10 protein-coding genes and 2 pseudogenes are annotated in these 15,442 nt (G+C 60.0%); 3 read left to right on the plus strand and 9 right to left on the minus strand.

Going from position 1 to position 15,442, the window contains the following annotated elements; genetic code table 11:
- Window positions 1–2: 2 nt before the first annotated feature.
- From ACVWZP_RS18510 to ACVWZP_RS18550, 9 genes and pseudogenes are all read right to left on the minus strand, one after another.
- Window positions 3–737, minus strand: coding sequence for an amino acid ABC transporter ATP-binding protein (locus ACVWZP_RS18510; RefSeq protein WP_017849892.1), 735 nt, complete (start codon window positions 735–737; stop codon window positions 3–5).
- Window positions 730–1,689, minus strand: a complete 960-nt coding sequence (locus tag ACVWZP_RS18515) for an amino acid ABC transporter permease (protein ID WP_017849893.1) — start codon at window positions 1,687–1,689, stop codon at window positions 730–732. The genes ACVWZP_RS18510 and ACVWZP_RS18515 overlap by 8 nt, the downstream gene beginning before the upstream one ends.
- A gap of 208 nt (window positions 1,690–1,897) precedes the next feature.
- Window positions 1,898–2,695, minus strand: a complete 798-nt coding sequence (locus ACVWZP_RS18520; RefSeq protein ID WP_046384982.1) for a transporter substrate-binding domain-containing protein — start codon at window positions 2,693–2,695, stop codon at window positions 1,898–1,900.
- Between the two features lie 220 nt (window positions 2,696–2,915).
- On the minus strand, window positions 2,916–3,716 hold the full coding sequence (locus tag ACVWZP_RS18525) for a transporter substrate-binding domain-containing protein (RefSeq protein ID WP_046384983.1): 801 nt from the start codon (window positions 3,714–3,716) through the stop codon (window positions 2,916–2,918).
- 150 nt (window positions 3,717–3,866) lie between these two features.
- A pseudogene (mdoH, locus tag ACVWZP_RS18530) lies at window positions 3,867–6,475 on the minus strand (glucans biosynthesis glucosyltransferase MdoH).
- Window positions 6,468–8,147: a glucan biosynthesis protein G gene (locus ACVWZP_RS18535; RefSeq protein ID WP_186354518.1), complete on the minus strand. Its 1,680-nt coding sequence runs from the start codon at window positions 8,145–8,147 to the stop codon at window positions 6,468–6,470. Before ACVWZP_RS18535 ends, mdoH begins: the two are co-directional and overlap by 8 nt.
- Before the next feature lie 323 nt (window positions 8,148–8,470).
- Entirely contained in the window at window positions 8,471–8,908 is a 438-nt protein-coding gene (gene dtd, locus ACVWZP_RS18540) for a D-aminoacyl-tRNA deacylase (protein ID WP_017849898.1), read from the minus strand.
- Window positions 8,905–9,876: a prolyl aminopeptidase gene (gene pip / locus ACVWZP_RS18545; protein ID WP_457369999.1), complete on the minus strand. Its 972-nt coding sequence runs from the start codon at window positions 9,874–9,876 to the stop codon at window positions 8,905–8,907. Before pip ends, dtd begins: the two co-directional genes overlap by 4 nt.
- A 103-nt stretch (window positions 9,877–9,979) precedes the next feature.
- The gene (locus tag ACVWZP_RS18550; RefSeq protein WP_457370000.1) at window positions 9,980–10,267 is read right to left on the minus strand and encodes a hypothetical protein; all 288 of its coding nucleotides are present in this window, start codon (window positions 10,265–10,267) and stop codon (window positions 9,980–9,982) included.
- Between ACVWZP_RS18550 and ACVWZP_RS18555 the strand changes: the two genes are divergently transcribed.
- The 3 genes and pseudogenes from ACVWZP_RS18555 to ACVWZP_RS18565 all read left to right on the plus strand — a co-directional run.
- The gene (locus ACVWZP_RS18555; protein WP_457370001.1) at window positions 10,266–14,603 is read left to right on the plus strand and encodes an RHS repeat-associated core domain-containing protein; all 4,338 of its coding nucleotides are present in this window, start codon (window positions 10,266–10,268) and stop codon (window positions 14,601–14,603) included. The genes ACVWZP_RS18550 and ACVWZP_RS18555 overlap by 2 nt on opposite strands.
- On the plus strand, window positions 14,587–14,994 hold the full coding sequence (locus tag ACVWZP_RS18560) for a hypothetical protein (protein WP_227778768.1): 408 nt from the start codon (window positions 14,587–14,589) through the stop codon (window positions 14,992–14,994). The genes ACVWZP_RS18555 and ACVWZP_RS18560 overlap by 17 nt, the downstream gene beginning before the upstream one ends.
- Window positions 14,993–15,159 (plus strand): annotated as a pseudogene (locus ACVWZP_RS18565) (RHS repeat-associated core domain-containing protein); the annotation flags it as partial. The gene ACVWZP_RS18560 and the pseudogene ACVWZP_RS18565, both read left to right, overlap by 2 nt.
- Window positions 15,160–15,442 lie beyond the last annotated feature (283 nt).

Genomic DNA, 15,442 nt, shown 5'->3' on the forward strand with positions numbered 1-15,442 from the left:
GCTCACAGCACCTGGCGCAGGAAGGCCTGGGCTCGCGGGTCTTTCGGCGCATCGAAGAACTCGGCCGGGGACGCGTCTTCGAGCAGCTTGCCGTGATCGAAGAACAACACCCGGTCCGCCACTTCACGGGCGAAGCCCATTTCGTGGGTGACGCAGACCATGGTCATGCCTTCCAGGGCCAGGGTTTTCATGACGTCGAGCACTTCGCCGACCATTTCCGGGTCGAGGGCCGAGGTGGGCTCGTCGAACAGCATCACCTTGGGCTCCATCGCCAGCGCGCGGGCTATCGCCACCCGCTGCTGCTGGCCGCCGGACAGACGCGAGGGAAACTCGTTGGCCTTTTGCGCGATGCCGACCTTTTCCAGCAACGCCAGGGCCTTGGCTTCACGCTCTTTTTTGCCGCGCTTGCGCACGACTTTCTGCGCCAGGCACAGGTTCTCCAGCACGGTCATGTGGGGGAACAGGTTGAAGTGCTGGAACACCATGCCGACTTCGCGGCGATAGGCGTTCACGTCGGTTTTCGGATCGGCCAGTTGCAGGCCGTCGATGCTCACCGACCCCGAATCGAACTCTTCCAGGCCGTTGAGGCAGCGCAGGAAGGTCGACTTGCCGGAGCCGGACGGGCCGATCACCACCAGCACTTCGCCCTTGGCGACCTGGGTGGTGACGTGGTCCACCGCGCGCACCACATGGCCACGGGTGTCGAAGACTTTTACCAGATCGCGGACTTCAATCACTTTGCGCGAGCCTCCGCTCAAGCCGGCTGGCCATTTTCGACAGCGGCAGGTTGATCAACAGGTACAGGCCTGCCACGCAGAACAGGATTTCAAACGGCGAAAACGAAGTGGTGATGACTTCGCGGCCGCTCTTGAGCAACTCGGTGATCGCGATCACCGACACCAGCGAAGTGTCTTTCACCAGGCTGATAAACTGCCCGGCCAGGGGCGGCAGCACGCGCTTGAACGCCTGCGGCAGCACCACATGGCGCATCGACTGGCTGGCACTCAAGCCCAACGAGCGCGCGGCTTCGTTCTGGCCACGGGTGATCGACTGCACACCAGCGCGGACGATTTCCGCCACATAGGCCCCGGTGAACAGCGACAGCGCGGCGATCCCGGCAAACTCCCGGGACAGGTTGAGCACCGTGCCGATAAAGAAATAGAAGATGAAAATCTGCACCAACAGCGGCGTGCCGCGCACCAGTTCGACGTAGATCGTCGACAGATCGCGCAAGGTCGGGTTGCTGGACAGCCGGCACAGGCCCGTCGCCAGACCAATCGCCAAACCCAGCACGCCGGACACGAAGGACAGCCACAAGGTGGTCCACAAGCCCCACATCAACGGGCCCAGCGCCCACTGCCGGGTCACGCCCACTACATCGCCTTCCGCCACGTCATCGCCGCGCGCCACTTTCAGGCTGTTGTCGGCCACGCTGAGCTTTTGCTCCGTGCCCGCGTCGTTGCGCAGGGTGACTTCGGCCACATCGCCTTTGCGCACCAGCTCGACAACGGTGGAGATATCCGCCGCGCGCTGCGATGTTTCGGCCTGATAGGCGAAATATTGCGGTACGCGGTTCCAGCGCCATTCGTAGGACATCAGCGACGTGGCGTAGTACAAGGCGCCCGCCAGGCCGACGAGCACGACCACGGTCAGCAGGTGCCAGGGCCATTGGGCTTTTTTCTGTTTCATTACTCAACATCCAAAAGGGTCGGGTAAGCCCCCACCTTTGTGGCGGGCGGTCTTGCCCTAATGCCATTCAGTCAAGGCATTTTGTAGGAGCGAGCTTGCTCGCGAAAAACTCAAAGACACCGCGTTTATTCAGCAAGCCAGCGTTATCGTTGACGGCCTTCGCGAGCAAGCTCGCTCCTACAGAAAGCAGGAGCCATAGGAGCCGGCGTTATTCCATGTCCTTGAGCCACTCGGAGCTCTTGAACCACTTGTCATGGATGCGATCGTAGGTGCCGTCGTTCTTGATCTGGTGCAGGAAGTTGTTGATGAAGTTGATGCTGTCGTAATCGCCTTTCTTCAGACCGAAGGCCAGCGGTTCAAAGGTAAAGGGTTCTTCGAGGAACACCAGCTTGCCATTACCGACTTTCTTCTCGGCGACGACGTTGTACGGTGCGTCATACACAAAGGCATCGGCCTTGCCGTTGACCACGTCCAGCACGCCTTCCTGTTCGTTGTCGTAGCCGTGGTACTTGGCCTTGGAGATCAGCTTCTTGGCGACCATCTCGCCGGTGGTGCCGAGCTTGGAGGTCAGGCGGTATTTCTCGTCGTTCAGGTCTTTGTAGGACTTGATGGTGCCTTCCAGGTCCTTGCGGATCAGCAGGGTCTGGCCAACCACGATGAACGGTTCGCTGAAGTTCAGGCGCAGGTTGCGTTCCTGGGTCAGGGTCATGCCGCTGCCGATCATGTCGAACTTGCCGGTGAGGAAGGCCGGGATGATGCCGTCGTAGCCGGTGGACACCAGCTCCAGCTTGACGCCCATGGACTTGGCCATGGCCTTGAGGATGTCGACTTCGAAGCCGATGATTTCACCACGCTTGTCGGTCATTTCGAATGGCATGTAGGTCGGGTCCATACCGACTTTCAGCGTGCCGCGCTTGACCGCATCATCGATGGCCCCGGCCTGAGCCACATTGGCCGCGACCAGCGCGGTGACGCCGAGCAGCAGCATCGAAAGATACTTTTTCATCATCAAGTCCCCTGAACGATTCTTATGAAGTCGGCGCGCAAAAAGGGCCGCACCATTTCGGGGTGCGATCCTAACCCACTCGCTGCCCGGTACAAAGGTTTCACCGGTAATAGTTGTCGAGGTATGTCGGAATAGCCCTACAGCACTGCGGCAAAGCGCAGACGTAGACACTTCATTGTTGGGCGAGGGCAATTGATTGATGTGTAAGTAGGTATGACTTTCAGTCGACCTCGGCCATCCAGTCGGTGTCCTTGAACCACTTGTCGTACAGCCGATCGTAGGTGCCGTCCTGGGCCACTTGGTTGAGGAAATGGTTGATCCAGTTCAGGCTGTCGTAATCGCCTTTTTTCAGGCCGAACGCCAGGGGCTCGTAGGTGAAGGGTTGCTCCAGCGCCAGCAATGCCTGGTTTTCCGGCCGGGTCATGGCGATCAGGTTGTAAGGCGCATCATGAATAAACGCATCGGCCACCCCGCTCACCACCTGGCGCACCCCTTCCTCCGGCGTGGCGAAACTGCTGAGCCGAGCCGCCCCCAGAAACCGCTGCGCCGCCGCCTGCGCGGTAGTGCCTTCGGTGGTGGCGATGCGGTAGCCGGCCTCGTCCAGGTCTTCAATGCTGGCGACCTTGCCGGCCAGGCGCGGGTGCAGCAACACCGTTTGGCCGACCACGATAAACGAGTCGCTGAAATTCAGCTTGAGGTTGCGCTCCTGCGTGACGGTCATGCCGCTGCCGATCAGATCGAATTTCCTCGCCATCAGCCCCGACAGCAACTCGGTGTACGGCACCGCCACCAGCTCAAGCTCGACCCCCAGGGCGCGGCTCATCGCGTGCAGCAAGTCGACTTCAAAACCGACGATACGCCCCTGTTTATCGGTCATCTCAAACGGCACGTAAGTGGGCGTGGTGCCGACTTTCAGCACGCCACGCCGAACGGCGTCGTCCAGCGCGCCGGCCTGCACCAGAGCACCGTGAATCAATGCGACAGCGCCCATCAGCAATGCCGAACAATACCTTTTGATCATGAATCCCCCTGTGCTCGAGTCAAATTTCGGGGGGCGATGCTAACTCAGACACAGGCACGGCAATACGCCTCGAACCAGGGACTTTTGTTTCGAAATAACAAGGAGTTAGAGCACAAAGGAAGAGACGGGAAACGCTGTAGGACCAGCGCTTCAAGCGCCCCCGAGGAGAACCCTCGGGGGCGTCTGAATCAGGCCGGTTGAGCCTGGGACGACAACGGTTGCAACGGCAGCAATGGCGCGTGCGGGTCGGACTTGAAGGACTGACGCCAGGCGCCCAGCCACTCGGCATGCCCTTCGCTCCAGACCTGCTCGTGCAGGCGGGCCAGGGCCACCGGGTCACTGAGCAGGGCCAGGCGTTCGGCGTTGTTGAGGCCGGTCGGGCCGACTTTCAACGCATAGCGCACGCGCTCGCCACGCAGGTACTCGATCGGCTCCGCCTCACGGTGACGCGAGGTCGCCAGGGCGCAGGCCAGGGCGTTCTGCTGCGGGTCGACCACCGAACGCACGAACCCGTCATTGAGGGCGTGCCAGCGGTTTTCGTGGGTGTACTTCTCGGTCGACAGCAGCGCCTGCGGCGGATTGTATTCCTCAGGGATCAGGAACAGGCTCTCGTCACGGGACTTGAGGCCCAGCTTGACCCGGCTGGAAATCACCGACACCGGGATCGACAGCATCAACGAACCGACGATCGGGACCAGCCACCACAGGAAGCTCGGGTTCAACCACACCACCAGCAGCGCCCAGAGGAAGCCGAGCAAGGTTTGCGGACCGTGGCGCTTGACCGCTTCACCCCAGGGGGTGGAGTCGTCGTCACGCTGCGGCGAATTCCAGGTCGCGGCCCAGCCGAGGAACGCGGCGAGGACGAAGCGGGTGTGGAAGATCATCCGCACCGGCGCCAGCAGCATGGAGAACAGCATCTCCAGCAGCATCGACATTGTCACCTTGAACTTGCCACCGAACTCTTTCGCGCCCTTGGCCCAGATCAGGATGACGCTCAGCAACTTCGGCAGGAACAGCAGCACGACGGTGGTGGAGAACAGCGCCACCGCCTTGTCCGGATGCCATTGCGGCCACAGCGGGTACAACTGGCGCGGCGCCATGAAGTACTGCGGCTCCATCAAGGTGTTCACCGCCAGCAACGCCGTCGACAGCACCAGGAAGAAGAACCACAACGGGGCCGACAGGTAGGACATCACACCGGTGAGGAACACCGCACGGTGAACCGGGTGCATGCCCTTGACCAGGAACAGGCGGAAGTTCATCAGGTTGCCGTGGCACCAGCGACGGTCGCGCTTGAGTTCGTCCAGCAGGTTCGGCGGCAGTTCTTCGTAGCTGCCCGGCAGGTCGTAGGCAATCCACACGCCCCAGCCGGCACGGCGCATCAGCGCGGCTTCGACGAAGTCGTGGGAGAGGATCGCACCGGCGAACGCGCCTTTACCCGGCAACGGCGCGAGGGCGCAGTGCTCGATAAACGGCTTCATGCGGATGATTGCGTTGTGACCCCAATAGTGGGATTCACCCAGCTGCCAGAAGTGCAGGCCGGCGGTGAACAGCGGGCCGTACACGCGGGTGGCGAACTGCTGCATGCGCGCATACAGGGTGTCCATGCCCGACGCCCGTGGCGCGGTCTGGATAATCCCGGCATCCGGCGTGGCTTCCATCAGGCGCACCAGGCTGGTCAGGCATTCGCCGCTCATCACGCTGTCGGCGTCGAGAACGACCATGTACTTGTAGTCACCGCCCCAGCGACGGCAGAAGTCGTCGAGGTTGCCGCTCTTGCGTTTGACACGACGGCGACGGCGGCGATAGAAGATCTTGCCGAAGCCACCGGCTTCGCGGCACACGTCGAGCCAGGCTTGCTGTTCGGCGATGCAGATGTCGGCGTCGTTACTGTCGCTGAGCACGAAGAAGTCGAAGCGGTCCAGGTCACCGGTCGCCGCGACCGACTCGAACGTCGCGCGCAGGCCAGCGAATACGCGGGGCACGTCTTCGTTGCAGATCGGCATCACCAGCGCGGTGCGCGCATTCTTCGGAATCGGCTCGTGGCCGGCACTTTTACCGGAGATCCGGTACTTGTCGTGGCCGGTCAGCAGCTCGAGGAAGCCCATCAACGCGGTCCAGAAACCGGCCGACACCCAGCAGAACAAGATCCCGAACATGATCAGGATGCTGGTTTGCAGGGCGTATGGCAGCACTTGGGTCGCGGTCTGCAGCAAGGTCTGGTTGCGGATCTCGTCGAAGTCGACCAGCGACCAGCCCTGGTACGGCATGATGCCTTTCATGTACCAGCCGGCCACGATGGTCTGGCCGAGCATCAACACCAGCAGGATATAGCGACGGATCGAACCGACCGTGCGCCAGCGCGCCGCCGGCAGCACGCGTTCGTCTTTCGGCGGCTTCGGCGGGTTGGTCCGGCCGGTCAGCCGGCGCCAGCCGCGCACCAGGATATTGGTGCGCCACGGCTCCGGTACCACCTTGGTCCGACGAATCGGCGGCGTCGCCTTGAGGCACACCCGGCCGCTGGCGTCGAGCGCCAGCATTTCGGCGTCCTCCAGCTCTTCGGCCGTGCTGAGGGTCAACCGGCGGCCAACCGACGCCTGGGCGGCGTCGACCGGCGCATCGAACGCCTTGGACGACAAACGTTCGTGCAGTTCGCTGAAGGATGTGCAGCCCGCCAGTTCGGCGCGCTGCTCTGCGGTCATCGGCAGATGCGCCAGGTACTCGGACAGAGTCTCTGGCTGGACTTGAGAATTACTCATCGGCAGGCAACTGATAGCTCCAGGTTTCGGTCAGGACTTGCTCGGTCTTGATCGGCTCCGGTGTGGCTGGGGCAGCTTCTGGCTGCTTGGCTTCCTTGTCTTTGGCGTCTTTCTTGGCTTGTTTCTCGTGCTGCTTGGCCAAAACCTTGTCAGCCTTGAGCACTTGGGTCGAGACCTTCTCGGGCTCAGGCTGCACGATGTCCTGGACCAGGGCCGCACGCATTTCGGTCGGCTTGCTTGCGTCCTTGATCTTCATGCGCAGGGTCAGGCGCCAGCCTTTGGTGTGCTCGTTGTAACGCACGCTGTTTTCCACTAGCTCGGCGTTGTCACCCACGCTCACCTGGCTGCGCACCGGGGCGTCCGGCAGCAGTTTCTTCAGGGCCGGGCCTTCGAAGTCCACCAGGTACGCGACGCTGCCATCCGGCTGACGGATCAGGTTGGACTGCTTCACGTCGCCGGTGGAACGCAGGGTCTGCTTGACCCAGGCGCTGTCCGGCGAATGGAACGCGGCGTCGTCCAGGGTCCAGTGCAGGCGGTAGGCAACATCCAGCGGCTGGCCGACTTCCGGCAGTTTTTCCGGGCTCCAGAAGGCAACGATGTTGTCGTTGGTTTCGTCGGCGGTCGGGATCTCTACCAGGTCGACGGAACCCTTGCCCCAGTCGCCTTCAGGCTCGATCCAGGCGCTTGGGCGCTTGTCGTAGTTGTCGTCCAGGTCTTCGTAGTGGCTGAAGTTGCGACCGCGTTGCAGCAGGCCGAAACCACGTGGGTTTTCCACGGTGAAGTTGCTGACCGACAAGTGTTTAGGGTTGTTCAGCGGGCGCCAGATCCACTCGCCATTGCCGGCATGGATCGACAGGCCGCTGGAATCATGCAGCTCGCGACGGTAGTTGAGGACCTTGGACGGCTGGTTCGCGCCGAACAGGAACATCGAGGTCAACGGGGCAACGCCCAGCTTGCTGACCTTGTCGCGTAGGAACATCTGGGACTTGACGTCGACCACGGTGTCGGTGCCAGGGCGCAGGATCAGGCGATAGGCGCCGGTGGCGCGCGGCGAATCGAGCAGGGCGAAGATCACCAGATGCTTGTCACCCGGCTTCGGACGCTCGATCCAGAACTCGGTGAAACGCGGGAATTCTTCGCCGGACGGCAGCGCGGTATCGATCGCCATGCCACGGGCGGACAGGCCATACACTTGGTCCTTGCCCACGACGCGGAAATAGCTGGCGCCGAGCATGGTCATGATTTCGTCTTGCTTGTCGCCCTTGTTGATCGGGAACAGCACGCGGAAACCGGCATAACCCAGCTGCTCAGTGGCCTTGGGATCAAATTTGACGTCGCCGAAATCGAAGCGCGTCGGGTCGTATTTGATTTCCTGGACGCTGTCGGCGGTGACTTCGTTGATCTTCACCGGTGTATCGAAGTGCATACCCTGGTGATAGAAGGACAGCTTGAACGGGGTGTTCTGATCAGCCCACTCGGCTTTTTCGTTGCGGAAACGAATCTTCTGGTAGTCAGCGAACTTCATTTCGCGGAATTCGTTCGGCAGATTGCTGCGCGGAGCTTCGTATTTCTGCCCGGCCAGCTCTTTCGCCTTGGCCGACACATCATCCAGACTGAATGCCCACAGTTGACCCGCGCCGAACAGGCAAAACAGGGCGGAGCCCGTCACCAGTGCGTTTCGTAACCGTTTGGCAGACAATTTTGGTGCATTACAGGGACTAACAATCACGAGCAACCCTCGCCGAAAACAGATCAAAAAACCAACGGCCAGCTATCTATATGCCAGGTTGGCGAGCATTGTTCCGACTCCCCTGAGGCAAAATGATTCCCCTGAGGCTGTCGGACAAGTCTCTACCTAAGTCAAAAATGGACCAATCAACGCTGATCCCCGTAGCGCGCGATTATCTAGTAGCCCGCGAGACAACGCATCAGGGACAACGAAGTATTTGTAGCGAAACCCTGCGTTTTTAGGCATTAACGTCGTTTTTAATACATTCATGTCTGTAGGAGGAAGGTCACAGGGCCATCATTGACCAAATGAACCTGCATATCCGCACCAAAACGCCCTGACGCCACCTTGCCATGCAATTGTTGCGCTTGTAACAGCAAGTGCGCAAAAAGTGCCGCCCCCAGGGCCGGCGGCGCGGCGGTAGAGAAACTTGGCCGCAGCCCGCTTTTGGTATCCGCCGCCAGGGTGAACTGCGACACCAGCAGCAAACCGCCGTCGATATCCTTGAGCGACAAGTTCATCTTGCCATCGTCGTCGCTGAACACCCGATAGTTAAGCAGTTTGTGCAGCAGTTTGTCGGCGCTCTCGACAGTATCCCCCGGTTCGACGGCCACCAGCACCAGCAAACCCTGGTCGACCGCCCCCACGATTTCGCCCGCGACCTCGACCCGGGCGCCGCGCACCCGTTGCAACAGGCCCTTCATGCTTCTTCAGGCGGCAAGTCCAGCAGACGACGCGCCATCTCGCCGGTCGCGCGCACCAAGGCATCGGTGATGCCCGGCTCGGACGCCGCATGGCCCGCCTCGCGGATCACCTGCAGTTCACTGTTCGGCCAGGCTTGATGCAGCTCCCACGCGTTATCCAGCGGACAGATCATATCGTAGCGGCCGTGGATGATTACGCCAGGCAGATGGGCGATCTTGTGCATGTCGCGAATCAGCTGGTCGGGTTCCAGGAAGGAATTATTGGTGAAGTAGTGGCACTCGATGCGGGCAATCGACAGCGCACGCTGGGGCTCGGCGAAACGCTCGATCAACTGCGGGTTCGGGCACAGGCCCAACATGCGCCCTTCCCAGGTGGACCAGGCCTTGGCGGCGTGCATCTGGGCAATCTGGTCGTTGCCGGTCAGGCGCTTGTGGTACGCGGTGAGCAGGTCGTGGCGCTCGTCCAGGGGGATCGGCGCAAGGTAATCCTGCCAGTAATCCGGGAACAGGCGGCTGGCGCCTTCCTGGTAAAACCAGCGGATGTCCTGGGGCCTGGCCAGGAAAATCCCGCGCACGATCAGGCCATGCACGCGCTCGGGATGGGTTTGCGCGTAGGCCAGCGCCAGGGTCGAACCCCAGGAGCCGCCGAACAACACCCATTTGTCGATGCCCAGGTACTCGCGAATGCGCTCGAGGTCGGCGACCAGGTCCCAGGTGGTGTTGTTTTCCAGGCTGGCGCGGGGAGAGGAACGCCCGCAGCCCCGCTGGTCAAAGGTGACGATGTGGTACAGGTTCGGATCGAAATAGCAGCGGCTGTTGGCGTCGCAACCGGAACCAGGGCCACCATGGATGAATACGACAGGCAAGCCTTCGGGGGAGCCACTTTCATCGACATACAGGGTGTGGGTGTCATCGACGGCCAGATCGTGCCGGGCGTAGGGTTTGATCTGCGGGTACCAAGTCTGCATTGCGCGCTCCGTAGGGGGTCGGGTTCATCCCTGGGGGGACGTCTTTTATTTTGCCGTCTGGCACTATAAACCCGAATTGTGCAATGAGCATGTCCTTGAGCACTTAGACCTGTGTCAGCAGTTCGCTACCCAGGTAAGCCAATAGGCCGTTGTAGAGCCGGTCGCCCTCCTCCACCTCGCTCTGCGCCCGCAAACAGCCATGGACCAGACTTTGGCCGCAGTACAGCAGCGCGTTCACGCCCGCCGCGTGCAGGTGCTTGGCATACAAGTGGAGAGTTTGGCCGATCAACCTCAGGAGCATTCCTACAAGCGCATCGGAAAGTCTCACCTGAGCAATACCGCCACTGCGTGATTTGATCCGGGTCTTTTTCAGACACGGATCGTTACGCATGACCGACACGCCTTGGGCCGCCCGCGAGGGCGATGCGCTTCTGCACAGTTCCATGCTGGCCGACGTTTTAGGCGGAGTCCTGGAGATTGCCGCCAACGTGGCCGTGACCGCATTGGCGACAGCGGCGGTGGTTGCCGCGGCGGGTGTAACCGTGGCGACTGGCGGTCTCGGCTGCGTGGTACTCGGCGCCGTGGTGGGTGCGGTGGTCGGCGTCGGCATGAGCAAAACCGGCGCGGATAAAGGCCTCTCACGATTATGTGAGTATTTCGCCAATGCCCTGTTTCCTCCCGTCATCGACGCCTTCATCAGCAGCGGTTCGCCCAACGTATTCATCAACGGTAAACCCGCTGCGCGGGCGGCTGGCAAAATCTCGGATGTGATCGCAGCGCCAGGTGGTGAGCCTTCTTATCTGGATATCGCTGAAGGGTTTTTCTCTCAGCTATGGCGCCCAACGGTGGCCTCTCCGGTGGCGGGCGCTGCGCCTTGTCCTGGCGATAAAGTCGACTGCCATAAACACGCGCCGATGCCAGAGCAATACATGGCCGAGGGTTCCAGTCGCGTATTTATCAACGGCCAGCCCGCCGTGCGCAGTGGTGATCGGAGCACCTGCGAGGCCAAGGTTGGGACGGTACAGATTTCGCCGAATGTGATCATCGGCGGAGCGCCCGTGGTGGTTCGCGAGATTCGCAGCGGCAAGACGCCCGGTGTCGGGCTGGCGGTGACGGCGCTGCTGACGTTGCGCGGCGGTGGCGCGAAGTTCTTCAGCACGTTGCCGTGCATGGTCGTGGGCGGGCTGGTGTCGTGGGGCAGCAGTCAGGTGAGCAATGCCATCACCTCGGCGGTCGTGGGTTCGCCCAACCCGGTACACAGCGCCACGGGCGCGAAAGTTCTCGACGGTGAAGACGACTTGGACTTCGCCCTGCCAGGCCTGTTGCCTATCGAGTGGCAGCGCTACTACAGCAGCCGGGATGAACGCCGCGATGGCCTGTTCGGCGCCGGTTGGAGTGTGATCTACGAAGTCTTCGTCGAGATGGGTGGGCTTCCTGAGGGCGGCGAGCGCCTGGTCTACACCGACGAGCAGGCCCGGCAGATCGACATGGGCGTGATCCCCTTGGGCGGCGCGGTGTTCAGCGCGGGCGAAGGCCTGAGCGTGCGGCGCCATGCCGACGGGCAGTTGCTGATTGAAAGCGTCGACGGGCTCTATCGGCTGTTCGAACCAACGCCCGGCAACCCGTCGCACCTGCGCTTGAGCCAATTAGGGGACCGCAACGACAACCGCATCCTCCTCGACTATGACGCCCAAGGTCGGCTGAGCCGGTTACGCGATTCCCTCAATGATGTGCGAATCGAACTCGGCTACAAACTCGGCCGGCTCGAGCAGATTGAACGGCTGTTCGCCGACCACAGCCGCGAAACCCTAGTCAGCTATGCCTATGACGCTCATGGCGACCTGGCCGAAGTTCGCGATACTGCCGGGCATCTACAGCGCCGCTTTGCCTACGACAGCGGCCAGCGCATGGTCGAGCACCAACGACCTACCGGGCTGCGTTGCTATTACCAATGGGCCTGTGTGGACGACTACGAATGGCGCGTAGTCCGACACTGGACCGACGAGGGCGACGACTACCAGTTCGACTATGACCTACAAGCTGGGATCACGCGGATTACCGATGGCTTGCAACGGGTCAGCACCCGCCAATGGAATCCGCAGTACCAGATCACCGAATACACCGACAACCTCGGCCAAACCTGGCAATTCGAATGGAATGACGAGCGCCAGTTGCTCGGTGCCACCGATCCTCAGGGCGGTCAGTGGAAGTTCGGTTACGACGAGTCCGGCAACCTGTGCGAGACGCAAGATCCGTTGGGGCGGATCGAATCCACCGTGTGGCTGGAGCATTGGTCGCTGCCGTTGGTGGAAACCGATGCCGCCGGACAGGCCTGGCAATACCGGTACGACCCGCGCGGCAACTGCGTCAGCGAAATCGATCCACTTGGTCAGACAACGCGCTATCGATACGACCGCTTCGGCCAAGCAGTGGAAATCATCGACGCCACCGGCAAAAGTAAAAAGCTGCGCTGGAACCCGTTCGGGCAACTGGTCGAGCATGTCGATTGCTCAGGCTACCCCACGCGCTTTCGCTACGACGAGCGCGGCTATTTGCACGTCATCACCGACGCCCTCGGCGAACGCACTCAATTCAGCTATGACGCCAACGGGCGTTTACTCAACAGCCAACTGCCGGACGGGCGCACCGAGCAATATCAGCGCGATGCCAGCGGTCAGTTGGTGGGCTATACCGATCCCGCCGGGCACACCACGCTCTACCAGCACAACCGTCGCGGCCAGGTACGCCAGCGCACCGACGCCCATGGACGACAGGTGCAACTGGGCTATGACAGCTACGGGCGACTGCAAGCGCTGACCAACGAGAACGGCGAACGTTATCGGTTTGCCTGGGATGCCGGGGATCGGTTGACCGAGCAACAAGATCTTGACGGCAGCGCCAAGCGCTACGACTACGACCGGCTGGATAACATCACGGCAGTGACCGCCGCTGCGGCGCCCTATGGCAATGGCTTGGCGATAGTTCCCGAGGATCCACCGGCCCCCATCATTCATCGGCTGGAGCGCGATGCGGTTGGCCGGTTGATTGCCAAGACCACCGACGATGGCCGCACCCACTACAGCTACGACGCGGTAGACCAGCTAACAGCGGTCACCTTCACCGACTTGCAGGGCAATACCCAGGCACTTTGTTTCGCTTACGACGCCCTTGGCCAGTTGCTTGCCGAACAGAGTTCAGCGGGCACTCTGCACCACCACTACGACGAACTCGGCAACCTGATCCAAACGCAACTGCCCGACGGCCGCTGGCTCAATCGCCTGTACTACGGCAGCGGCCACCTGCACCAGATCAACCTCGACGGCCACGTCATCAGCGACTTCGAACGCGACCGTCTACACCGCGAAGTGCTGCGCACCCAAGGCCAACTCAGCACCCGCAGCGAATACGACCGCAGCGGCCGCCTGCGCGCCCGCCAGCGCCGCCACGCCAGCCAGCCCTCGTTGATGCCGGCGGCCGCGCAAAAGCACTTCGAGTACGACCCCGCCAACAACCTGATCAGCCGCCGGGAAGACGAACACCTCGAACTGCTGCACTACGACGCCACCGGCCGGATTATCGCTACCCAGGACAACACTCAAGGTCAGCGCGAAACCTTCGCCTACGACGCCGCCGCCAACCTGCTCGACGGCCCGCAACCCGGCGCCGGGCTGGTGGTGCATAACAAACTGCTGACCTACCAGGACAAGCGTTACCGCTACGACGGCTTCGGCCGAATGATCGAAAAGCGCAGCGCCAAACGCGGCGTACAGCGCTTTGCCTACGATGCTGAACACCGCTTGATCCAAGTGCGCAGCCAAAAAGGCGAGCGAGAAACGGTTGTGAACATGACCTACGACCCGCTCGGTCGACGCATCACTAAAACCGAACACGACAGCCGGGGTTATGCGCTGGGAGAAACCCGCTTCACCTGGGATGGCCTGCGCCTGCTGCAGGAGCATCGGCATAGTCAAACCAGCCTGTATCTCTATGAGGACGATGGCTACACGCCGCTGGCCCGGATTGATGGCGTGGGCGAACACCAGAGCGTGCGCTATTACCACAACGACTTGAATGGGTTGCCGGAGCAACTGACGGAAGCTGATGGGGAAACGGTGTGGCGGGCGACTTATCGGGTGTGGGGGAACACGGCAGAAGAGGTGCGTGAGCCTTACTACATTGAAGAGCAGAACCTGCGGTTTCAGGGGCAGTATCTGGATCGGGAGACGGGGCTGCACTACAACACGTTCAGGTTTTATGATCCGGATATCGGACGATTCACCACGCCTGACCCGATCGGGTTAGCGGGCGGATTGAATCTATATCAATATGCTCCGAACCCTTTCGGGTGGGTCGATCCCAAAGGATTGGCGTGCAGTACCTACAAGGGAAAACTGAATCAAAAAGCATCGCAGATGCACGCACTAACTAAAGGTTCAAAAGAGTGGAAGCAAGCGGTTGCAGATAGCAAGATGGCTATGGCAAATGGGGGGAAATTTCAAGTTAAGGTGAAATCAAGCTCAGATGCAAAATTTTTCTTGAAAGAATCGCAAGGCAATATGAACCGTTACAAGGCTCATACCCAAAGCGCCCGCGCCGACGGTGTAGCAAAATACCCAAAAGGTTACGAGCAGCATATGGCTCCAGAGGGCGGCTTCGGGGATACACCTCACATCAAGTGGTATAAAAATGGAGGGGATGGTCATATTTTTTATGACATCCCAAACTAAAATGAAAAACAGCTATCGCTTTGAAAAACTTATAAAGTCGGAATTGGGCCCAACCGAAAGTAGGGAAGATATCTACTCAATGATGCAAAAGCCGATACTGTACGGGGATATGGTAAAAATTTTCGACTCGCTTGCAGATATGAAGTCATATTTAAATTCGGACTGCTACTACGTGGCACATAATTTAACCGCACGCAAAGGAAAAAAAACAATCTTCAAAGGAAGGTTGTATAAAGCAAAAAAGGACGACTTGTTGAATTTTATTTTTGAGGCCATAGATTCAGATGAATTGAGGGAGTTATTAATTTCTCCAATCCAAGCACATCAAAAGAGAAAAGTATTCTACTGCTCGGAAGATGTATTTTACATGTACACAGAAAAACAAGTCTAGACTGGGGCAGTATCTGGATCGGGAGACGGGGTTGCACTTCAATACGTTCAGGTTTTATGACCCGGATGTGGGGCGGTTTACGACGCCGGATCCGATTGGGTTGATGGGGGGGATTAACCTCTATGCCTATGCAAAAATCCAATCGAATGGGTAGCCCCCCTCGGGCCAACTTGCATTAAAGCCTTTAATAGAGGGAGAAACATTTCTAAAAAATGGACGAGCAAGCTTTCCGGCAAAACGCCTCAGTGACCACTACACAGCAAGTTGAAGCGTCGTTATTGAAAAAAGGCTATACCAAAAGCATCACAAATTTGAACACCAACAAGACTCAGCACACCCAAGTTACTAGGACGACAAAACCCGGAAACAAGGATGTCCTGGACTACCATCCGGGCGGAGGCGTCCACCAACCCAGCTACTGGAAAGTCTACCGGAATGGGGAAGTCCA

The sequence above is a fragment of the Pseudomonas sp. TE36184 genome, from assembly GCF_054060055.1.